General features: G+C 68.8%; 13 protein-coding genes and 1 riboswitch. Of the genes, 8 read left to right on the top strand and 5 right to left on the bottom strand.

The genetic code is table 11. The features are described from left to right. Window positions 1-3: 3 nt before the first annotated feature. From ING98_09205 to ING98_09190, 4 genes are all read left to right on the top strand, one after another. Entirely contained in the window at window positions 4-3,180 is a 3,177-nt protein-coding gene (locus tag ING98_09205; protein ID MCA3102039.1) for a multidrug efflux RND transporter permease subunit, read from the top strand. Next, window positions 3,177-4,550: an efflux transporter outer membrane subunit gene (locus ING98_09200; protein MCA3102038.1), complete on the top strand. Its 1,374-nt coding sequence runs from the start codon at window positions 3,177-3,179 to the stop codon at window positions 4,548-4,550. Before ING98_09205 ends, ING98_09200 begins: the two co-directional genes overlap by 4 nt. Window positions 4,551-4,771: 221 nt before the next feature. After that, window positions 4,772-6,469: an aspartate-alanine antiporter gene (locus tag ING98_09195; GenBank protein ID MCA3102037.1), complete on the top strand. Its 1,698-nt coding sequence runs from the start codon at window positions 4,772-4,774 to the stop codon at window positions 6,467-6,469. Window positions 6,470-7,498: 1,029 nt separating this feature from the next. Then, window positions 7,499-8,473 (top strand): tripartite tricarboxylate transporter substrate binding protein, encoded by a 975-nt coding sequence (locus ING98_09190; protein ID MCA3102036.1) that lies wholly within the window; start codon window positions 7,499-7,501, stop codon window positions 8,471-8,473. Window positions 8,474-8,513: 40 nt separating this feature from the next. On the opposite strand, the gene ING98_09185 is transcribed toward ING98_09190, so the two are convergent. Together ING98_09185 and thiC are read right to left on the bottom strand one after the other, a co-directional pair. Continuing rightward, window positions 8,514-9,530 (bottom strand): haloacid dehalogenase-like hydrolase, encoded by a 1,017-nt coding sequence (locus tag ING98_09185; protein ID MCA3102035.1) that lies wholly within the window; start codon window positions 9,528-9,530, stop codon window positions 8,514-8,516. A gap of 158 nt (window positions 9,531-9,688) precedes the next feature. Next, window positions 9,689-11,557, bottom strand: a complete 1,869-nt coding sequence (gene thiC / locus ING98_09180; GenBank protein MCA3102034.1) for a phosphomethylpyrimidine synthase ThiC — start codon at window positions 11,555-11,557, stop codon at window positions 9,689-9,691. Between the two features lie 99 nt (window positions 11,558-11,656). Next, window positions 11,657-11,771: riboswitch (TPP riboswitch) on the bottom strand. Window positions 11,772-11,885: 114 nt separating this feature from the next. On the opposite strand from thiC, the gene ING98_09175 reads away from it, so the two are divergent. The 4 genes from ING98_09175 (at window position 11,886) to ING98_09160 (ending at window position 14,592) form a co-directional block, all read left to right on the top strand. Beyond that, window positions 11,886-12,539: a protein-L-isoaspartate O-methyltransferase gene (locus tag ING98_09175; GenBank protein MCA3102033.1), complete on the top strand. Its 654-nt coding sequence runs from the start codon at window positions 11,886-11,888 to the stop codon at window positions 12,537-12,539. Next, a complete protein-coding gene (locus ING98_09170) occupies window positions 12,539-12,862 on the top strand; it encodes a sulfurtransferase (GenBank protein MCA3102032.1) in 324 nt (107 codons plus the stop codon). Before ING98_09175 ends, ING98_09170 begins: the two co-directional genes overlap by 1 nt. A gap of 42 nt (window positions 12,863-12,904) precedes the next feature. Then, window positions 12,905-13,528, top strand: a complete 624-nt coding sequence (locus ING98_09165) for a 5-formyltetrahydrofolate cyclo-ligase (protein ID MCA3102031.1) — start codon at window positions 12,905-12,907, stop codon at window positions 13,526-13,528. Between the two features lie 65 nt (window positions 13,529-13,593). Continuing rightward, on the top strand, window positions 13,594-14,592 hold the full coding sequence (locus ING98_09160; protein ID MCA3102030.1) for a tripartite tricarboxylate transporter substrate binding protein: 999 nt from the start codon (window positions 13,594-13,596) through the stop codon (window positions 14,590-14,592). 45 nt (window positions 14,593-14,637) lie between these two features. On the opposite strand, the gene ING98_09155 is transcribed toward ING98_09160, so the two are convergent. From ING98_09155 to ING98_09145, 3 genes are read right to left on the bottom strand one after another with little or no spacing between them, the layout of a single operon-like run. Further along, on the bottom strand, window positions 14,638-15,654 hold the full coding sequence (locus ING98_09155) for an NADPH:quinone oxidoreductase family protein (GenBank protein MCA3102029.1): 1,017 nt from the start codon (window positions 15,652-15,654) through the stop codon (window positions 14,638-14,640). A 41-nt stretch (window positions 15,655-15,695) separates the two neighbouring features. Beyond that, window positions 15,696-19,847 carry a translocation/assembly module TamB domain-containing protein gene (locus ING98_09150; GenBank protein MCA3102028.1) on the bottom strand — a complete coding sequence of 1,384 codons (4,152 nt, stop codon included), beginning with the start codon at window positions 19,845-19,847 and terminating at the stop codon, window positions 15,696-15,698. Further along, window positions 19,847-21,649, bottom strand: coding sequence for a BamA/TamA family outer membrane protein (locus tag ING98_09145; protein ID MCA3102027.1), 1,803 nt, complete (start codon window positions 21,647-21,649; stop codon window positions 19,847-19,849). The genes ING98_09150 and ING98_09145 overlap by 1 nt, the downstream gene beginning before the upstream one ends. Window positions 21,650-21,716: the final 67 nt, after the last annotated feature.

The raw sequence follows: 21,716 nt of genomic DNA, 5'->3' as shown, positions 1-21,716 counted from the left end.
GCCATGGTCCGTGTCTTCATCGACCGCCCGGTCCTCGCGATCGTGATCGCGCTGGTCATGACCATCGCCGGCGCGGTCGCCGGCCTGAGCCTGCCGATCGCACAGTTCCCGCAGATCACGCTGCCGACGATCCGCGTCAGTGCAGCCTACCCCGGCGCGAACGCCGAGGTGGTCGAGCGCGCGGTGTCGCAGGCGATCGAGAAGCAGGTCAACGGCGTCGAGGGCATGCTGTACATGTCCTCGAGTGCGGCCGGCAACGGTGCCTATGCCCTCGACGTGACCTTCGGCCTCGATCGCAACGCCGACATCGCCGCGGTGCAGGTGCAGAACCGGGTATCGCAGGCCAATGCGCAGTTGCCGTCCGAGGTGCTGTCGGCGGGCCTGTCGACGACCAAGAGCACGCCCGACGTGCTGATGTACGTGGCGCTGTTCTCGCCCAACGGCACCTACGACGAGCTGTTCGTCAACAATTACCTGTCGATCAACGTCGTCGAGGCGATCAAGCGGATCAAGGGCGTCGGCACCGTGCAGGTGTTCGGGTCGGAGTTCGGCATGCGCATCTGGCTGCGCCCCGACCGGATGTCGCGCCTGGGCATCACGCCGGCAGACGTCTACCGCGCGGTGCAGGAGCAGAACGTGCAGGCACCGGCAGGCCAGATCGGCGCCCAGCCGTCGCCGCCGTCGCAGCAGTTCCAGTACGGCCTGCAGGTGCGCGGGCAGCTCGAGCAGGCCGACGAGTTCGCCAACATCATCATCCGCGCGCAACCCGACGGCTCGGTGATCCGGGTGAAGGACATCGGGCGGGTCGAGCTGGGCTCGAAGGATTACTTCTTCAGCACGCGCTACAACGGCAGGCCGGCCACCGCGTTCTCGATCAGCCTGACACCGGACGCGAGCGCGATCGAGACCTCGGCGCTGATCAAGGCGCAGCTGCAGGAACTGGCCTCCGCCTATCCGGCGGACCTCGCGCACGAGATCGTGATCGACAACACGATCTTCGTGAAGGCCTCGCTGGAAGAGGTGGTGCACACGTTCGTGGAGGCGCTGCTGCTGGTGCTGGTCGTCGTGTTCCTGTTCCTGCAGAGCTGGCGTGCGACGGTGATCCCGATGATCGCAGTGCCGGTGTCGCTGGTGGCGACGTTCGCGGCGTTCGTGCTGCTCGGCTTCACCATCAACACGCTCACCCTGTTCGGCATGGTGCTGGCGATCGGCATCGTCGTCGATGACGCGATCGTGGTGGTCGAAGCAGTCGAGCACCACATGCACGCCAACGGACTGTCGCCGCGCGACGCGACGATCAAGGCGATGGAGGAAGTGACCGGCCCGGTGATCGCGATCGCGCTGATCCTGGCGGCGGTGTTCGTGCCGGTAGGCTTCCTCGGGGGTATCGCCGGCGTCATGTACCAGCAGTTCGCGATCACCGTCGCCGTATCGACGCTGCTCTCGGCGGTAGTCGCATTGACGCTGACTCCGGCGCTGTGCGCGCTCCTGCTGCAGCCGAAAGACCACCACGCAAAGCCCGGCCTGCTCGGGCGCTTCTTCAACGGCTTCAACACCGTGTTCAACGCGATCACCGAGCGTTATGGTGCCGGTGTCGCGCGTGCGATCCGCTCCAGCGTGCTCGTGCTGCTGGTGCTCGGCATACTCATCGGCACCGCAGTCGCGCTGATGCAGAAGGTGCCTGGCGGCTTCGTGCCACCGGAAGACCAGGGGTACTTCTTCGCCGCGGTGCAGCTGCCGCCGGCGGCATCGCTCAACCGCACCCTTGCGGTGACGGCCGACCTGCAGAAGCTGATCGATGCGACGCCGGGCGCCGAACGCTCGCTGATCATCAACGGCTACAACCTGCTCACCGGCAGCGTGCAGTCCGACAGCGCGCTGGTGGTGATCGCGCTCAAGCCGTGGGAAGAGCGTACGACGCCGGAACTCGGCCTGCGCAGCATCATCCGCGATTTCTACACACGGGCGCAGGGGCTGCGCGACGCTACCGTGCTGCCGTTCAACCCGCCGCCGATCCCCGGCATGGGCGCGACCGGCGGCTTCTCGTTCAAGCTGCAGGACCGTGCCGGTAACACACCGCAGGACCTGGCGCGCGTTGCACAGGAATTCACCGATGCCGCGCGCAAGCGGCCCGAGATCGGCAGCATCTATTCGAAGTTCGATCCGCGCACGCCGGCGATCCGCCTGGAGATCGACCGCGAGAAGGCGAAGAAGCTCGGCGTACCGATCAACGACATCTCGACCGCGCTGCAGACCTTCCTCGGCGGCGTCAACGTCAACGAGTTCTCGCGCTTCGGCCGCAACTTCAAGGTGTCGCTGCAGGCCGAGCCAGAGTTCCGTGCCGACATCAAGTCGCTCGGCCTGATGTACGTGCGCAACCAGAAGGGCGAGATGGTGCCGCTGTCGACGCTGATCGTGCCGTCGCCGATCAGTGCACCGACGGTGATACAGCGCTACAACCTGTTCCGTACCGCCGACATCGGCGGCGATGCGGCACCGGGCTACAGCTCGGGGCAGGCGCTTGCCGCGCTCGAGCAGGTAGCCCGCGAGGTGCTGCCCACCGGCTATGGCTTCGAGTGGTCCGGCATCAGCCTGCAGGAGAAGGCTTCGGCCGGGCAGGCGCCGGTCGTCTTCGCCTTCGCGATCGTGTTCGTGTTCCTGTTCCTCGCCGCACTGTACGAAAGCTGGACGGTGCCGTTCGCGGTGCTGTTCGCGGTGCCGCTGGGCATATTCGGCGCGATGCTCGGCCTGTTCCTGACCGGGCTCACAAACAACATCTATGCGCAGATCGGCATCGTGCTGCTGATCGGCCTCGCGGCGAAGAACGCGATCCTGATCATCGAGTTCGCAAAGATGCGCCGCGACCAGGGCGCAGATCCGGTCAGCGCGGCGATCGAGGCCTCGAAGCTGCGGCTGCGGCCGATCATCATGACCTCGTTTGCGTTCATCCTGGGGGTGGTTCCGCTGATCCTCTCCAGCGGTGCGGGTGCGGCGTCGCGCGTATCGATGGGCATCACCGTGTTCAGCGGGATGCTCGCCGCGACGCTGCTGGCGATCTTCTTCGTGCCGGTGCTGTATGTCACCGTCGAGCGGCTGGTCGCGCGCTTCGGCGGCAAGCGCCGGGCAGGCGGCGCGGCGACCGCGCTGCCCGCCGGTGCACAACGCGGAGCCTCTGAATGATGCGTGCCCCAGGCGCGGTCGCACTCGCGATGTTGCTCACTGTCGCGGGATGCAAGGTCGTCGGCGACGATTACGCGCGTCCCGCGGTCGACGTTCCCGGCGCCTTCCGTGGACCCGCTGCGGCAGGCGACTCCCTGGGCGAGGCCGACTGGCGCAACGTGTTCACCGACGCGCAACTGCAGGCGCTGGTCGAGCAGGTGCTCGCCGGCAACCTCGACCTGCAGTCCGCGGCAGCGCGCGTGCGCGAGGCGCAGGCAACCCTCGCGCTGGTGCGTTCAGAGCGCCTGCCGCAGGCATCATTGGGGCTGAGCACGCAGGTGGTTCCACGCAACCCGGGCGACGCGCTCACTTCGCGTTTCCTCGCGGCGGGTCTGCTGTCCTGGGAGATCGATCTCTGGGGCCGCATCGAGCGCCGGGTCGAGGCGAGCGGAGCGGATCTCGCCGGACAGCGCGCAGCGGCGGCGGGCGCGAGCGTGTCGCTGGTGGCCGAGACCGCCAGCCGTTACTTCGAACTGGGCGGCGCGCGCGAGGTACTCGACGCCACCGAACGCAGCGCGCAACTGCAGCGCGATGCACTGCGCCTGATGCAGAGGCGCAACAAGGCCGGCATCGTGTCGGCAGCGGAAGTGCGGCAGGCCGAAGGACAGCTCGCCTCCACCGAGGCCCGGCTGCCCTCGATCCAGCGCCAGATTGCGGCACTCGAGAACGTGCTGGCGCTTCTGCAGGGACGTCCGCCCGGTCCGGGCCCCGCGCTGCCTGCGGTTCTTCAGTTGCCCGCGGCACTGCCGGCGGGGCTGCCGTCGTCGATGCTCGAACGGCGGCCGGACCTGCGCCAGTCGGAGCAGCGGATGGTGGCGGCCAATGCGCGCGTGGGCGAGGCGAAGGCGCTGTTCCTGCCCAGCCTCTCGATCACTGGTGCCTTCGGTGCGATCAGCGGCCAGCTCGACCAGTTTTTGCGGGGTGGCACGCAGGACGTGGCCTCGCTGGGCCCGAACGTCTCGCAGGCGCTCTATGCGGGCGGTGCGCTGGTGGCAAACCGCGATGCGGCTGTCGCGCGCAGCGAGCAGGCCGTGCTCGCCTATCGCTCGGCCGTGCTCAATGCACTGCGCGAGGTGGCAGATGCACTGACCGCCTACGACCGCAGCGGCGCGGAATTCGAACAGCAGGCCAGGCGCGCAACCGCAACCCGAGAGGCGCTGCGCCTGGCCGACCGACGCTTTGCTGCTGGCGTGGTCAGCTACCTCGAAGTACTCGATGCACAGCGGCAGCTGCTCTCTGCCGAGACCGAACTGGTCAATTCGAAGCTCAATCGCCAGCTCGCGCTGGTACAGGCCTATCGCGCGCTCGGCGGAGGTTGGGAGAGTCGCTGACCCGGGCGAGGGATGGCACGGAAGTTCCGTGCCGTCCGTGCCAGCTGAGCTGGCCAGCCTGACAAGTCGTACTCGGGCCGCACAGGATCGTCAGATACGTTTTGGCCCAGGTCGTTGGCGAGTAACTGCAGCAGCGGCTCGCCCGGCGGCGGCCTTGCGCTGTTCTGGCAGTCATACTATCGTCTGCGCGCCGGGAAGCAATTAACCCCCGCGGAGCCCCCATGGACGTACTGGCCGCGACGCTGCGCACACACCCGGAGATCGCAGTTTTTCTCGCGATCGGGCTGGGCTACTGGATCGGCCGTTTCAGCGTGCGCGGCGTAGGCTTCGGCCCGGTCACGGGTTCGCTGATTGCCGGGCTGCTGGTGGGCTACGCGGTCGAGGTCCCCGTGGCCGACACCGCGAAGCAGCTGCTGTTCCTGCTTTTCATGTTCGGGATCGGCTACTCGGCCGGGCCGGGGTTCGTGCGCGGCCTTCGCGATGCGGGCTGGCGCTGGGCGGTGCTGGGCAGCGTGATTCCGCTCGCCGGCCTGCTCACCGCCTGGGCGATGGCGAAACTGCTCGATCTCGAACTGGGCTACGCCGTCGGCATGATGTCGGGCGGCTTGACCGAATCCCCGGTGATCGGCACGGCGAGCGAGGCGATCCGTGCGCTGCCGATCTCGGCGGAGGAGAAGTCGCGGCTGATCGCGCAGATCCCGGTGGCCGACGCCCTCACCTATCTCTTCGGCACGATCGGGGTGATCGTCTTCTGCGGCTATGTCGGCCCGTGGCTGCTGCGGGTGGACCTGCGCGCCGACGCCCGCCGCCTCGAGGCGGCGATGGGCCTGTCGCGCGAGGCGGATGGGGTCGACTCCGGCTGGCGGATGTTCGCGATGCGCGCCTACCGGCTTGAGCCGCGCCATCGGGTGGTCGGGCTTCCGGTGGCCGAGGCCGAGCGCAGCGCGGCACCCGCACGCCTGTTCATCGAGCGCATCCGTCGCGACGGCGAAGTGATCGACGCGCAGCCGGAGACAGTACTGCGCGCGGGCGACGTGGTAGCAGTGATCGCCGCCCGCGAGACCATGGTGCGCCTGCTCGCCGGCGTGGCCGAGGAAGTCCACGACCGCAGGCTGCTCGACGTTCCGGTCGCCACGCGCGACGTGGTGCTCAGCCACGCCTCGGTGGTCGGCCGTTCGGTGGCGGAACTGCGGGCCGAGACCACCGCCTTCCGCGGCGTGTTCCTGCAGGCGATCCGGCGCGCCGGGCGATCGCTGCCGGTCGCGCCACAGACCCGCCTCGAACAGGGCGACGTGATCACGCTGCACGGACTCGCGCCCGCGGTCGATCGTATTGCGAGTCTCGCAGGCGAACCCGCGCGCTCACCGCGCGGGGCCGACTTCGTCGCGCTCGGACTGGCGATCGGCGCCGGGGCGCTGGCCGGCGTGCTGCTCTCGCTCCCGGTCGCCGGGCTGCACATCGCGCTGGGCAGCAGCGTCGCGGTGCTGCTGGTCGGGCTTGCGCTCGGCTGGCGCAACGCGCAGCACCCGGGTTTCGCGCACATCCCGGCCGCGGCGATCGAGTTCATGAAGTCGCTGGGCCTGTCGGCCTTCGTGGCCATGATCGGCCTCAAGGCCGGACCGGTCTTCGTCGACGCGATCCGCGAGATCGGACTGTCCGTGTTCCTGGGCGGCATCGTGGTCACGCTGGTGCCGCAGTTCGTGGGACTGCTGGTCGGGCGCTACCTGCTGCGCATCGAGCCGCTGCTGCTGCTGGGCGCGCTGGCCGGCGCGCAGACCATGACCGCCGCGCTCGCAGCGGTACAGGATCGCTCCGACAGCCCGGTCGCCGTGATCGGCTACTCGAGCACCGTCGCGTTCGGACACATCCTCATCTCCATCGGCGGCACCGTGCTGGTGTGGATGCTGCACGCCGGCTGAGTACTTCGATGCACGAAGATCGCCGCAGGCTCGCGCACGACACGTCCCCGACGACCCGCGCATCGACCGGCGCCGTGATCGCCGAGTGAGCGCGCCTCGCGGCGCGCCCCTCGGCGGTGGCATCACGCGCGGTGGCAGATCTCGGCGCCCTTGGCTCGCAGAACGCCCTTCCTCGTGTAGTTGTCGATGGCAAGGGTCCGGAAGCGAGGCTCCTTGCAGTCGAACTCGAAGAGCATCCGTCCACCCTGCAGCACGTGCGGGGCGGCGCTACGTGGGCGCGGTTTGCGCTCGGGTCGATGGGCTGGGGATACCAGGCGTTGTCACGTCCTGGGGTCCGGTGGGGTAGCGAGGGCGATTGCTGCGTATGCGGGCGCCTGATCCAATAAGCGGCGAAAGCCGCCCGAGCCGGATCACGCAGTTGAAGGCCGAGCACGGGCGTCGCCATGCGCAGATCCCCGCACGCTGTTCGAACGAGCGGCATCGAGAACAGGCGCGCGCCTCCGGGACCGGGACTCACGCGACGCATGCCTGCGACGCTCAGTCGAGGAACGAGTGGCTGCGCCTTGCCGTCACGCTTGCTGCGCTCCAGCATCTGATGCTTCGCATCGAGGCGTTGCGCACAGCGCGACGCTCCCCCCGCAATCAGTAGCACTCGAATATGAAGTGCGGAGGTCATTGTAAAGGCCTTGCTGGCCAGTTGCTTCGCGTAGAGGGCGGGGGTCAGGCCGGTGAACCGGCACTCGTTCAGGCATTCATCGCGAAGGCGCCCGTTGAAGAATTCGACTTACGCGTTCCGGTCCGGCATCCCGGGGTCGATCAGCTTCAGCAAGACCTGGTTGCGGCAGGCCCAGTCGAGCATCGCTTTCCCCGTGGACTCCCTGCCGTTATCGGTGCGCATGACGATCGTTTCACAGGTCGCGTCATCGACGACCGCGAGGCACTCGAGGAATCGCGAGATTGACAGAAGCCCGCCCCGGCGGAGTATCCTGATCCGGGGCGTCGGCAGCCCAACGCACGGAGGAGGGGTCCATGAAGCGACGGGTTCTCTGCGTAGCATCGATGACGGCGGCACTGGCAGCGGGCGCGGTCACAGCGCAGCCCGCCTATCCGGTCAAGCCGGTGCGGCTGGTGGTGGGCTTCGCGCCGGGGGGAAGCGTCGACGTGCTCGGGCGTCTCTTCGCGCAGCGATTCGCCCAGACCATGGGCCAGCAGTTCGTCGTCGACAACCGACCGGGCGCCGGCGCCAATATCGCGGGCGACCTGGTGGCCAAGAGTCCGCCCGACGGCTACACCCTGCTGGTCGGCAATGCCGGAGGGTTGGGCGGCAACCTCGCGATCTACCGGCGCATGCCCTACGACCCGTTCAAGGACCTCACGCCGATCGCGCAGATGGTCACCCAGGGCAACATCCTGATCGTGCATCCGTCCGTGCCCGCGAAGACAGTGAATGAATTCGTCGCCATCGCCCGACGCCGGGCCGGCGCGCTCAATGCGGGGACGGCCGGCAACGGATCGTCCCAGCACTTCACGCTGGCCATGTTCAACGCGCTGGCCAAGGCGCAGATGGAGCATGTGGCCTACAAGGGAGGCGCTCCGGCGATGGCCGATCTCATGGGCGGGCAGATCGACGCGATGTTCCAGACCATCCCCGAGGCGATGCCGTTCATGAAAGACCGTCGCATCCGGCCGATCGCGGTGACCATGGCCACCCGCTCGCCCGCGCTGCCCGACATCCCGACCCTCGCCGAGGCCGGGCTGCCAGGCTACGAGTTCGAGGGTTTCATGGGCCTGGTCGGCCCCGCGAGCCTGCCGCGCGAGATCGTGCAGCGGCTCAACACCGAGGTGAACGCTGCCCTGCAGGACCCGGCCACGCACAACCGGCTACGCGAATACGGCTTCGGGCTGGCGGGCGGAACGCCGGAGCACCTGACGAGCCGCATGCGCTGGTACACCGACCTCAGCCTCAAGACGGCCAAGTGGGCAAACATGCAGCTGGTCGACTGACCTCGCGCGGCTGAGGCGCGTGCGGTAGCGTGGGGCGGCGTCAGCGTGCCGGGACGGGATAAACGGCCTTCCAGTCGTCCTTCATGCTGAGGATCAGCCAACCCCGCTTCGGACCCTCGTCGAGGCCGCGGCGCAGTCTGCCGATATGCGAATCCCGGTCATACGCGAACTCGCGAACCGCATCGTCGTGATGGACGATTGCCGCCAGGCGCGGACCCGTGCCCGCAGTCGTCCACTCCAGCATCTCGAAATCGCCGTCCGAGTTGCCGAAAGCCATGACCGGCCGTCGACCGATGAACTTGTTGATGGCGAGCGGCTTGCCGGCCTTGTCGTCGATGAAATCGAGCTTCGGCTCGCGCACGATCACCGGCTTGCCGTCGCGCAGTTCGTACCTGGTGGCGATGGTCGAGCCGATCACCTGCTCGGGCGGCACACCGTAAACCTCCTCGGCGAACACGCGCATGAACTCGATGCCGCCGCCGGAGACGATATAGGTCTTGAAGCCGTTCGCGCGCAGGTAGGCGAGCAGTTCCAGCATCGGCTGGTAGACAAGCTCGGTGTAGGGACGATTGAGCGTCGGATGACGCGCCGTATTCACCCACTGGCGTACGCTGGCTGCGAATTCATCGGTGGTGGTGCCGGCATGGGTGGCCATGATGAGCTCCATCAGGCCACGCTCACCGGTGGCAGCGACCGCCTTGATGTCACCCTCGAGCACGCCTTGGAACGGCTGCGTGGTCTTCCACTCCGGATGCTTCGGTGCGAGCGCCTTGACCCGATCCATGGCGAACGCCAGCTGGAAGTACACCGGCTGCTCGGACCAGAGCGTCCCGTCGTTGTCGAACACGGCGATACGCTCCGCGGGCGGGACATGGTTGCGGGAGCGCGGGTCGGTGGCGCCCTCCACGAACGCAACGATGCGGGCTTTGGCGGCACCGTCCTTCCAGGACGACAGCCCCTCGGCAGCCTGCGAAGCCGGAACGGCAAGGCCGAGAGTCAAGCCGAGCGACGAAGCCACGGTCGCGCAGAGGGCGCGGAAGGGCGTGTTGCGGATCATGACGATGTTCTCCGAACGACAGGGGCTGAAAAAAGGGCCACATCCTTTTGCAGAATGCGGCCCCATCCACCGGGACTGATGTACCGATCAACTCGTCAGCGACCGGCGCCGTGATCGCCGAGTGAGCACGCCTCGCGGCGCGCCCCTCGGCTGTAGCATCACGCGCGGTGGTAGATCTCGGCGCCCTTGTCCTTGAACTCTTCCGACTTCTCCTGCATGCCCTTCTCCAGCGCTTCGGTCTCCGAGACGCCCAGGGTGGCGGCGTATTCGCGCACGTCCTGGGTGATCTTCATCGAACAGAAGTGCGGGCCGCACATCGAGCAGAAGTGGGCGAGCTTGGCGCCTTCCTGCGGCAGGGTCTCATCGTGGAACGCCTTGGCGGTGTCGGGGTCGAGGCCGAGGTTGAACTGGTCGTCCCAGCGGAACTCGAAGCGCGCCTTCGACAGGGCGTTGTCGCGCACCTGCGCGCCGGGATGGCCCTTCGCCAGGTCGGCCGCATGGGCGGCGATCTTGTAGGCGATGATGCCGTCCTTGACGTCCTTCTTGTCCGGCAGGCCGAGGTGCTCTTTCGGCGTCACGTAGCAGAGCATCGCGGTGCCGTACCAGCCGATCATCGCCGCGCCGATCGCGCTGGTGATGTGGTCGTAGCCTGGTGCGATGTCGGTGGTCAGCGGCCCGAGCGTGTAGAACGGCGCCTCCTTGCAGTACTTCAGCTGGAGGTCCATGTTCTCCTTGATCAGGTGCATCGGCACATGGCCGGGGCCCTCGATCATGGTCTGCACGTCATGCTTCCAGGCGATGTCGGTGAGTTCGCCGAGGGTCTTCAGTTCGCCCAGCTGCGCATCGTCGTTCGCGTCGTAGTTCGAGCCGGGACGCAGGCCGTCGCCGAGCGAGAACGACACGTCGTACGCCTTCATGATCTCGCAGATGTCCTCGAAGTGCGTGTAGAGGAAGTTCTCCTTGTGGTGCGCGAGGCACCACTTCGCCATGATCGAACCGCCGCGCGACACGATGCCGGTCATGCGCTTGGCCGTCCACGGGATGTAGCGCAGCAGCACGCCGGCGTGGATCGTGAAGTAGTCGACGCCCTGCTCGGCCTGCTCGATCAGCGTGTCGCGGTAGATCTCCCAGGTGAGCTCCTCGGCCTTGCCGTCGACCTTCTCGAGCGCCTGGTAGATCGGTACGGTGCCGATCGGCACCGGCGAGTTGCGGATGATCCACTCGCGCGTCTCGTGGATGTTCTTGCCAGTCGACAGGTCCATCACCGTGTCGCCGCCCCAGCGGATCGACCAGGTCATCTTCTCGACTTCCTCCTGGATGCCGGAGGTCACCGCCGAGTTGCCGATGTTGGCGTTGATCTTCACCAGGAAGTTGCGGCCGATGATCATCGGCTCGCTCTCCGGGTGATTGATGTTGGCCGGGATGATCGCGCGCCCGCGCGCCACTTCATCGCGCACGAACTCGGGTGTGATCTGCTTCGGCAGGCTGGCACCGAACGATTCACCCGGGTGTTGCCGGCGCAGCATCTCGGAACAGCCGTCGAGGCGCTGGGTCTCGCGGATCGCGATGTATTCCATCTCGGGGGTGACGATGCCGCGCCGTGCATAGTGCATCTGCGACACGTTCATGCCGGGCTTCGCGCGGCGCGGCAGCCGCTTCAGGTTGAAACGCAACTCGGCCAGCTTCGGGTCGTCCAGGCGCACCTGGCCGTAGACCGAGGTCGGGCCGCCGAGGCGCTCGGTGTCGTTGCGTTCGTCGATCCAGGCCTCGCGCACCGGCTTCAGGCCGGTGCGGATGTCGATCATCGTCGTCGGGTCGGTATACGGACCGGAGGTGTCGTACACGAACAGCGGCGGGTTGACCTCGGCGCCCATGCCGGCCGGCGTGTCCGACTGCGAGATCTCGCGCATCGGCACCTGGATGTCCGGGCGCGAACCGCCGATGTACACCTTGCGCGAACGCGGGAAGGGCTGCGTCGCGGCCTGGTCGACCTGGGCCAGTTCGTTGACGAATTTCGGATCGTTCATCGCTCACTCCCGGTATGGATTCGTATCGTCGGGAGACGCTGCATGAGCCGGGCGACGATCCGACCGTGCACAGGCGGGCACGGCAGCGGAGACGGTCGGTGTGGCGACGCAACGCTTCCCTACGGCGGCATGACCCGCATCAGGTTCGAAGGGTATCTCTCACCGGCGACCGAAAGTGGCACGCAACCACCGGGCCGGACCCCCAACGTGTGGTTGAACGCTACTTGATCGAGCCCTCGATTGCAAATGCCGCGCCGCCGCCCGGCCGGCCGCGCGGAGGGTGCATGTTAATATGTGGCTCCTCCACACCTCGCAAACCGGCATCCGGATGGACTTCGAGCAAGCCCGCTTCAACATGGTCGAACAGCAGGTCCGCACCTGGGATGTGCTCGATCCTGCGGTGCTGGGGCTGCTTGGCACGATACCTCGGGAGCTTTTCGTCCCGGAGGGCCGCCGGGAACTCGCGTTTGCCGACCTCGAACTGCCGATCGGCCACGGCGAGGTCATGCTGGCACCGAAGCTGCAGGCGCGCATCGTCCAGGAAGTGACCGTCGCCCCGACCGATCGAATCCTCGAGATCGGTACCGGCACTGGCTACCTGACCGCCCTTCTCGCGAAGCTGGGTGCTGCGGTGACCAGCGTCGAGATCCATGACGACCTCGCGGCAGCCTCGCGCGCGCGCCTGGCCGGACTGGGCATCGATAACGTACGGATCGACACCGGCGACGGCGCGCACGGCTGGGACACCGCGCAAGCGTATGACGTCATCGTGCTGTCGGGCTCGCTGCCGATGCTGCCCGACACCCTCCAGAAACAGTTGAAGCCCGGCGGCCGGCTGTTCGCGATCGTCGGCGAGCGGCCAGTGATGTCTGCCCGGCTGATCGTACGCGAGGGCGAGCATGCATTCACCGGGGTCACGCTGTTCGAGACCGTCGTCGATTCCCTGCGCAATGCGCCGCAACCTGGGAGGTTCGTGTTTTGATCGAGCCGCTGGCACCCGCCGAACTGAAGTCCTGGCTGGACGATGAAACCCGGAAGTCCCCGGTGATCATCGACGTACGCGAACCGTGGGAACACGCGCTGGTCAAGGTCGACGGCACGCTCCATATGCCGATGCAGGCCGTGCCCTCGCGGGTCGGCGAACTCGATCCGGAGCAACCGCACGTGCTGATGTGCCACCACGGCATGCGCAGCTATCAGGTCGCACAGTTCCTCAAGAACCAGGGCTTCGACCGGGTCTACAACCTGACCGGCGGCATCGATGCCTGGGCCGAGGAAGTCGAGCCGGGGCTCGCGCGTTACTGAGGGACGTCCGGGCTCCGGAATGCCCGGGATGAAGACACCCCGATGAACGAAGATTCGCTGCACGAGCGACGTTCGGCCATGAAGTCGGCCCTGCGCGAACGCGTGCTCGCGGCGAGGGCGGCACAGGACCCGGCCCTGCGCGCCGCCAACGGCGCTTGCATCGTCGATCATCTGTTGCGACTGCCGTCCGTGTTCACCGCACACACGCTCTGCGCATACGTAGGGTTCGACACCGAAATCGACACGGCCCCGTTCCTCGCCACGGTGCTGGCGCAGGACAGGCGCCTGCTGCTGCCGCGGGTGGTCGAGGCCGAATCGCGTGCGCGCCGCCACCTTGTGCTGCATCAGGTCGGGGACATCGATCGCGACACGCGCCCGGGACGCTGGGGTATCCGGGAGCCCGACCCGGCGCGCTGCCCGGCGATCGATCCGCTCGAAGTCGATCTGGTCCTGCTGCCAGGCGTCGCCTTCGACCGGCGCGGCGGACGGCTCGGCTACGGCGCGGGCTTCTACGACCGGCTGCTGACCCGGCTACGGACCGACTGCGTGCGCGTGGCAGGCGCATTTTCGCTGCAGGTAGTTGCCGAGGTGCCGCTCGAACCCCACGACCAGCGCTTCCAGTGCCTGGTCACCGAAGCGGGTGAAGTGCCGCTGACGAACCAGTAACCTTTACTGGCCGTCGGCCGCGCGGCGGGGTATTCTTCGGCCCCCGCGACGTACACGAGGCCGTCATGACCCCGAAGAAGACCACAGACCGGATCCAGACAGCCGTTACCGCCGCACTGGCCGCAGCCGCGCTGCTCGGCGCGGCCGGCGCCACCTGGGCCGCGGACGCAGCCTACCCGACGCGGCCGATCCGCATCATCGTGCCGTTCGCGCCGGGGGGCGGCAACGACATCGCCGCACGTTTCGTCGCACAGATGTTCCAGGATTCGTTCGGCCAGCAGGGCCTGGTCGACAACCGTCCGGGCGCCGGCAGCACGCTTGGCACCGCGATCGCCGCCCAGGCAGTACCCGACGGCCACACCATCCTGGTCACGCACAACGCGATGGCCATCAACGAGAGCCTCTACGCAAAGCTGCCCTACAGCGTGCGCGACTTCGCCCACGTCGCGCTGATCGCCGAGACCACCAACGTGCTGGTGGTACACCCGTCGATGAACGTGAAGAACGTGAAGGATCTCATCGCGATGCTGCGCGCGAAGAAGGGCGCGTTCAACTACGCGAGTACCGGCGCGGGCGGTACCTCGCACCTGGCCGCGGAATACTTCAAGCAGCTGACCGGCACCGACATGGTCCACGTGCCTTACAAGGGCACCGGCCCGGCGCTGTCCGATCTGGTGGGCGGTTCCACCCAGTTCATGATCGCCGCAGCGCCGGGTACCCTTGGCTTCATCAAGGGCGGTCGCCTGACGGCACTGGCGACCACCGGCGTGAAGCGCTGGGCGCAGCTGCCCGACCTGCCGACGCTGTCCGAGGCCGGCGTCCCGGGTTACCAGTTCGACACCTGGTACGGCGCGCACGCGCCGGCGAAGACGCCACGCTACATCGTCAACCGGCTCAACGCCGAAATCAACAAGTCGCTGCAGGTGCCGGCGCTGCGCGCCCGGCTGGTCGACTCCGGCCTCGACCCGTCGCCGTTGTCGCCGGAGGCGTTCACGACGTTCGTGCGCAGCGAGACGGAGCGGATGCGCAAGATCATCCAGGCATCGGGCGCGAAAGCGGAGTAAGCCGCCAGGCCCTGCCTTCGGCAGCAGGCCGGAGGCAGGGGCAGGTCATCGTTCGATCTCGAGTACCACCTTGCCCAGGCTCGCGCGCGCCTGCAGCGCAGCCATCGCCTCGCGGTAGCGTTCCATCGGATACGCGTGCGACACATGCGGCTTGAGCCGGCCCTTCACGGTCCAGGCAAACAGCTCGTCCATCATCGCCTGTACCTTCGGTGCGCGCTGCGCACGCTCGTCGGCCAACCCCCAGCCGGCATGCGCGCCGAAGTAGAAACCGTGCAGTACGATGTTCTTGACCAGAAGCAGGTTGGCCGGCACCTGCTGGATCTGCCCCTGCGCAAATCCGATGATCAACATGCGGCCGTACTGGGCACAGGAACGCAGGCAGGCATCGAACACCGGCCCGCCGACCGGGTCGAACACCACGTCGACACCGCGCCCGCCGGTGAGCTTCTTGACCTCGTCGCGGAAGCCGTCGGTCGGCAGCGCGATGTCCGCGCCCTGCGACAGCGCGAACGCGCGCTTCTCCTCGGTCGATGCAACCGCGATCACGCGCGCACCCAGTGCCTTGCCGACCTGCACCGCGGCGATGCCCACCCCACCGGCTGCACCGGTGACGAGCAGGGTCTCGCCTGGCATCAGGCGCGCGCTCCAGACCAGCGCGCCATAGGCGGTGCCGTAGGACAGCGGCAGGTGCATCGCCGCGCGCGGATCGGTGCCGTCGGGCATCGGATACACGGTGTACTCGGCCACCACGACCTGCTGCGCATAGCCGCCCCAGTCGAGGGTCGCGGCCACGCGCTGGCCCGGGCGTATCCGGGTGACGGCCGAACCCACCTCGGTCACGATGCCGATGCACTCCGTGCCGGGCACGAACGGCAGCGGCGGCCGGCGCTGGTACTTGCCTTCGACCATCAGGCCGGTGGCGAAGCTCACGCTGGAATACTCGGCGGCGATGCGCACCTCGTCTGCGGCGAGCGGGCCAGGTGCCGCGGCTTCCTCCAGCCGCAGGCCGTCCCACGGGCCGAAGGCGTGGCAGACGAGCGCCTTCATCCGGTCTTGCTCCATCACTGCGTCCTTTCCTCGGCCAGCGGCCGGTCGATGCGCGTTCAGCGCAGGGTGCGAGTGTAGAAGATGCCGAAGCCGCTGACTGCGCCCGCTTCCGCGCGCAACGACACGAAGCGGCGCAGTTCCAGCTCCACGCGCAGCAGGTAGGTCGCGGTGGTCACCGCCTGTTCGTAGGCGATGTAGACGCGGTCGGACAGCCGCTTGCCGACCGTCAGCACCTGTCCGGCGATCGCACCGGTGCTGCTGTTCCCGATGCCGATGTTGTCCAGCCCGAAGGCTTCCGCGATCCGGCGCGTCATCGGCACGCCATCGCCGCCCATCATCGAGCCGGCGATGCCCGCGACCATGGCGACATCGGCCTGCGAAGCACTCTCCAGGCCGCGCCCGAGCACCAGCCAGGACAACTGCTCGCCCTGGCTCATCGGCGGATTGGACGTCGTGCGCACGCGCAGCGCGCGCACGGTGCCGGTGATCTCGACGCCGATCTCGACCGACGGCAGCCGGCGCAGCGCCACCACCTCGATGCCCGGGTTATCGATCGGGCCGTTGAACACCAGCTGTCCGCGCGAGATGTCCAGCCGCTGGCCGAACGCGGCGAAGGTGCCGCGCTCGGTGGCTATGTTGCCGACGGCGCGCAGCGCGCCATCGTCGGCGGACGCGATCCGGATCTTCCCGGTGATCAGCGTATCGAGGCCGCTGCCGACCACGCGGAACGCGTTGCCCAGGTCGAGGTCCAGGCGCACGGCCAGCGGGCTGCGCACCGGGCCGGCGGCCGGCTTCACGCTGCGCCCGACCACCACCACGTCCTCGCCGAGCACGGTGCGGGTGGAGCGGCCGAACTCGATGTAACCCTCGCGTGCGACCACCTGTCCGGCCAGAACCATCCGGTTCTTCTCGGCCGCGAGCGTGCCCGAGCCGTCGACCACCAGGCGCCGGTCGGGCCGCGACAGCAGCGTCATGCGGTCCGCGCGCCAGGCGAGCGTGGCCGCGCTGATGCCTTCGCGCAGCGACACGCGTCCCTTCGCGCTGAACGTGCCCTCCCCGGCAACCGCCTCGAGCTGGACGATATCGAGCACGCCGTCCGCCAGGCGGGCATCGAGCCGGCCGTCGCGCAGGGCCACGCCGATCTGCGGTGCATTGAAGCGCAGCCGCTCGCCGCGCAGGCTGCCGGAGAGCTGTGGCTTCGATGGCGTTCCGGTAGCCTCCAGGCGGGCCGTCAGTGCGCCATCGATGTCGGCGAAGGCACCGACGTACCGCTCGAACGGCTTCAGCGTGCGGATCGCGAGGTCGGCGCGCAGCACCATCGGCGACGCCATCGACAGCGCGGGCGAAGGCTCCAGCGCGAGCGTTGCGGTGGCTTCGCCCAGTGCGCTGCCCTCGATCCGAGCCTGCGCCTGCAGACGGTCGTCGACGAAGCGCGCGTCGAGTTCGACCCGGCTCAGGCCGAGGGCGAACGGTGGATTGCCGCGCAGCGCGACATCGCCGTCCTCGCGCCGCAGGGTCAGCGTGCCGTTCAGCCGGGGCGTCGAGGCCAGCGCCCACTGGCCGCCGATGCGCAGGGTCGAGTCGTAGCCCGGTCCGGAAGGTGTCGCGGTCTTCGGGTGCGGGCTCGCCGCGATCGTGCTCACGTTCGTCTTCGCCTTCGCCGCTGCAGCCGCATTCCCCTTCGCGGCTGCGCCTGCCTGCCCTGGCGCAGCGCCGGGTGCGGGCGCGGGCGACGGCGACACCAGCAGGTCGACCAGCCCGCCGGCAGGGAAGGCCGACAGCGAACCGCGGGTGGCGAGGCGTCCCGGTTCCCAGCGCAGCTCATCGACCTGCACGCGGCCTTCGCCGACCTGCAGCCGTGCCGGGGCCAGCATCGCCAGCACCGGCGACAGCTCTAGCGCGGCCGGGGCCGCGAGCTGCACCGGGTAGCGGCCGTCGTTGCGTGCTTCGGCCAGGCGCCCGGCCCAGCGCGGGCGTGCCGCCGACGGCGTCGTCGTCAGCCCGCCTTCGAGCAGCAGCTTCGCGTCCACGTCGTTGCCTCGCAGTGCCAGCGACAGCGAATGCACGGTGGTGGTGCCACCGAAGCGCAGGTTCGCCTGCGACAGGGCTGCACTGGCGATCGTCAGTGCACGCGCGTCCAGCGCGACATCGAAGCGTGGCGGGTTGCGCGACAGGTCGGCATCGCCGGTCCCACCCAACTGCGACACGGCCTGCCCCGCATACGACAGGCGGCTGCCCTTCAGGCTGAACTTCGCCACCGGTGCGCGCAGGTTTCCGGTGAGGCTCGCCACGGCACTGAGCTGGCCGGCGGCGCCAGGCAGGAACAGCGACGGCTCGTTCGCATCGAGCACGACCTCGAGCACGCTGGCCGGCGTGCCGTTGGAGCCGGTCGCGCGCAGCGTGTTGCGGCCGGACGACAGCAGGATGTCCGCGTCTTCGATGCGCTCGGCGGAGAACTGGCCACGCACACGGCCGCGCAGCGCGAGCATCCGTGGCGAGGGTTCGACCGCGGTCGGCGCGGACAGCGAGATCCGGCTCGGCGCCAGCGTCGCGTCGATGCGCGCCTGCCAGGACGGCTGCAGGCGTCCCCGTGCAGAGACGGTGGCGTTGATCGAGGCCGGCGGCACGCCCGCCTTCGCGGCCGCCGCCGCGCCCGGCGCCCCGGTCGCCCCGGCTGCCGCCATGAAGCGCGAGGGATCGAAGGCACGCAGCTGGAGCTCGCCCTCGAACGCCCGTTCGCCGTCCAGACGCATCCGTGCGCGCCCGCTGGCCTCGCCGCCGTCGCTGCCTGCAGCGCCAGCTGCCGCCGCCACCGCACCTGCACGCAGCAGCAGGCGGTCGAGGACGATCTCGGGACCGATACGCTGGCCCACGGCTTCGAGATGCAGCGAGCCGGCATCGGACGCAGTGGCTGCGACAGTGGATGCAACGGTCGCGTTCGGCGCAACCGCGCCACGATGGCTGCTGCCGCGCTGGTCGAGGGCGACATCGAAGCGCTGGCGCTCGGGCGTCAGCGCGAGCCCGACCTTGCCCGAGAGCCGGGTCGGCACCAGGCGTGCGTCGAGGGCCTTCAGGTCGAGGCCGGCGACGGACAACTGCCAGGTAGTGTCGAACGCCGGGTCCTTGCCATCGACCGGCAGCGCGACCGTACCGCGCCCCTCGACGCTGCCGCCACCTGCCAGCGCCACACGCAGCGGTGCCAGCACCCCCCGCCGCGCAGACGGTTCGAACTCGAAGCCGGCATCCAGTCCGGTCACCGGGATGCGCCCTGCGCCGACCTCGCCCGGCAGCCGGTTAACCACGCGCACGCGGCCGCGTACCGGTACGCCGCTGGCAACGCGCGCCTCGACCTCGACATCGAGGGCGGTACGCGGCGCACCCTTCGAGACGACCGCCGCATCGATGCCTTCCGCTGCCAGTCGCAGCGAGGGCAGCATCGTCGTCGAGAACGGTGCGACCGTGGCGGTCACCCTCGCCTTCAGCCATTCGCGCGCAGCGTTACCGGCCAGCGTGCCCTCGACGCCCACTTCGGCCAGCCGTCCGCCGAGCACGGCCTCGGCGCTGCCCAGCGCATCGGCCGAGACCCCGAGCTTCGCCGCGAGCGCGAACGGCGCGCGCGCGTCGATGCGTCCACCGAGCGTAAGCACCACAGTACCCGCTTCGGTCGGGCCGACAAGCCCGGGCATGCGCACGCTGAACGCGTCGACCTCGTGCCGGTCCGGCCCGCCGCGGTAGGCGAAATCGAGGCCGGCCAGTTCGATCGCCGTGGTGCCGCTGCGCCAGGACAGGCGATCGACCGTCGCACGGTCGACGCGCACCTCGATCGGCAAGGCCAGGCTTTGCGGTTCGACCGCCGGCTCGTCCGATGCCGGCCGCTCGATGCCGGCCGTGGCGATCGCGATGCGGTCGAACACCAGCTGCCGGTTCCACAGCGCGGCCAGCGACGGATCGATCTGGACGCCAGTGAGCGTCGCGCGCGTGCCGTCGACCTGTTCATAGTCGATGCGCGCTGCGCCGATCGCAGTGAACAGCGAGCCGGACAGGTCGGTGAACACGAGCCGGCCACCCGCCTGTTCGACTGCCGCGGACAGTTGCGAGGCCGCCCACTGCAGCGCGCGCGTCGAGCGGGCGAACAGCCCGACGCCGACCGCCATCGCCAGCAGCAGGAGCAGGGCCCCGAAGGCAATGCGACGCACGCGCCTGCCCATCAGAAGTTCACCCCCAGCGACAGGTGAAGCCGGACTTGCTCGGACTTCTCGCCATAGGCGATGTCCACGCGCACCGGACCGAGCGGCGTGCGTACCCGTGCGCCGAAGCCCGCGCCCTGCGCCGCGTCGCGCAGGTCCGACACGCGGTCGCCCGCGTTGCCCGCATCATAGAACGCGGCGATGCCCCAGCGTTCATTGACCCAGCGCGTCGCCTCGACGCTGGCCAGCGCATACATGCGGCCGCCGGTGACCGCCGCGCCCTTTTTCACGCCGATGCTCTGGTAGGCGTAGCCGCGGATCGAGGTATCGCCGCCGGTGCGGAACAGGAAACTCTCGGGGATGCCGTCGGTGGTGCTGGAAACGACCGCGCCGCCCTCGGCGCGCACCATCACCGTCGCCGTGCGGCCCAGCGGGATCCAGTGCGCGACCTGCGCAATGCCACGTCCGAAGGTGCGGCTGGACAGCCCGGGCGGCGCCGCACCTGCCTGCACCGACCAGTTCGTACCCCTGTTGGGCGAGAGCAGGTCGTCTGTCATGCGCCGGGTGTAACGGTACGCGCCGAACAGCGCATGCACTGTGTCGCTCGAGCTGCCGTCGGGCTGCTGCTGCTGCAGGTGGGCGCCCAGGCTCCACTGCGGCTGCCGCCGCTCGTCGATCGCGGTACGGTTGAAGGTGAAGCTGCCCTCGCGCTGGAACAGGCCGGAGATATCGCTCTGGTCGAACTGCAGCAGGTACGCGTGCTGCCATCCGTCATCGCGCGCAGGCAGCGCGATCGACGAGGTCGCCCGGGCGGAGCGGCTCTCGACGCGTGCATCCGAGCGCCAGCGCCAGCCGCGTTCGAGGAAGTCGTTGTCGGTGTAGCCGAGTTGCGCGCGGTACAGGGTGTCGGTGCTGTAGCCGACGCCCGCTTCGATGCGGCGCGAGTTGGCCTCGATCACCGACACGCGCACCGGCGCGGCCGCGGCGTTCGCCGGGTCGTCGTCCATCTCGACCTGCACCGCCGAGAAGTAGCCAGTGGCCGTCAGACGGCGCTGGAACTGCAGCAGGTCCCGCTCGTCGAACGGGTCGCCGGGTACGAAGGTCGCCAGGTTGCGCACGATCGAAGCTGGATGGCGCGACAGGCCACGCACCTGGATCTCGCCGAAGCGGAACGGCGGGCCGCTGTCGAGCTCGACCTCGAGTACGGCGCTGTCGGTCTGCGGATCGATGGTCGCCCGGCTGCGTTTCAGGCTGGCGCCGGCGAAGCGGTCGGCGGCCAGCGATTCCACCGCCAGCCGCTTGCCGTTGTCCCAGTCGACCTGGCGGAAGCGTGCGCCCTGCGGCAGCGGCCAGCGCTCCAGGATGCGGTCACGCTGGCGGGCGACGCGGGCCGGGTCGGCAATCACCGAGCCGACGATCGCGATGCGTACCTCCGACACGCGCGTGGCCGGGCCGGAATCGACCTGGAAGCGCACGGTCCATGGCCGCTCGTCGCCGGCGATCGAGCGTTCGATCACCGGCGCGAAATAGCCCTCGGTGGCGAGGGTCTCGACCAGCTGCGCCTGGGCCTCGGCCACCAACCGCTCCAGCAGGTCGCGGTTCATCCCTTCGTAGGTGCGCCAGCGCAGCAGGTCGAGGTCGGCACGCAGCAGGCCGCCAAGCGGGTACGGCGCATCGATCTCGACGCGGTAGGCGTCGGACTGCGCCGCCAACGGCGCATCCTGGGCATGGGCCGCACGCATCGCGACGGTCGGCAGGAGGACGGGCAGCAGCATCCAGACCGCCGCCACGAGTACGGCAAGGCTGCCCCACCGACCGCTCATGCGCGTCCCGCGTCCAGCGACGTACGCTGCGCCATGGCGAACGGCGGCGCCGGCGGGTACACTTCGC

The sequence above is a fragment of the Rhodocyclaceae bacterium genome (assembly GCA_020248265.1).
Classification (GTDB): domain Bacteria; phylum Pseudomonadota; class Gammaproteobacteria; order Burkholderiales; family CAIKXV01; genus CAIKXV01.
The sequence above is the reverse complement of the archived record's forward strand: the minus strand, read 5'-3'. Positions and strand labels throughout refer to the sequence as shown.

What these genes read in the sequence shown, in the direction of transcription:
- ING98_09205 (MCA3102039.1), top strand. Translation starts at nt 4, where the DNA reads ATGGTCCGTGTCTTCATCGACCGCCCGGTCCTCGCGATCGTGATCGCG.
- ING98_09175 (MCA3102033.1), top strand. Translation starts at nt 11,886, where the DNA reads ATGGACTTCGAGCAAGCCCGCTTCAACATGGTCGAACAGCAGGTCCGC.
- thiC (MCA3102034.1), bottom strand. Translation starts at nt 11,557, where the DNA reads ATGAACGATCCGAAATTCGTCAACGAACTGGCCCAGGTCGACCAGGCC.
- ING98_09200 (MCA3102038.1), top strand. Translation starts at nt 3,177, where the DNA reads ATGATGCGTGCCCCAGGCGCGGTCGCACTCGCGATGTTGCTCACTGTC.
- ING98_09190 (MCA3102036.1), top strand. Translation starts at nt 7,499, where the DNA reads ATGAAGCGACGGGTTCTCTGCGTAGCATCGATGACGGCGGCACTGGCA.
- ING98_09145 (MCA3102027.1), bottom strand. Translation starts at nt 21,649, where the DNA reads ATGAGCGGTCGGTGGGGCAGCCTTGCCGTACTCGTGGCGGCGGTCTGG.
- ING98_09155 (MCA3102029.1), bottom strand. Translation starts at nt 15,654, where the DNA reads ATGGAGCAAGACCGGATGAAGGCGCTCGTCTGCCACGCCTTCGGCCCG.
- ING98_09195 (MCA3102037.1), top strand. Translation starts at nt 4,772, where the DNA reads ATGGACGTACTGGCCGCGACGCTGCGCACACACCCGGAGATCGCAGTT.
- ING98_09150 (MCA3102028.1), bottom strand. Translation starts at nt 19,847, where the DNA reads ATGGGCAGGCGCGTGCGTCGCATTGCCTTCGGGGCCCTGCTCCTGCTG.
- ING98_09185 (MCA3102035.1), bottom strand. Translation starts at nt 9,530, where the DNA reads ATGATCCGCAACACGCCCTTCCGCGCCCTCTGCGCGACCGTGGCTTCG.
- ING98_09160 (MCA3102030.1), top strand. Translation starts at nt 13,594, where the DNA reads ATGACCCCGAAGAAGACCACAGACCGGATCCAGACAGCCGTTACCGCC.
- ING98_09165 (MCA3102031.1), top strand. Translation starts at nt 12,905, where the DNA reads ATGAACGAAGATTCGCTGCACGAGCGACGTTCGGCCATGAAGTCGGCC.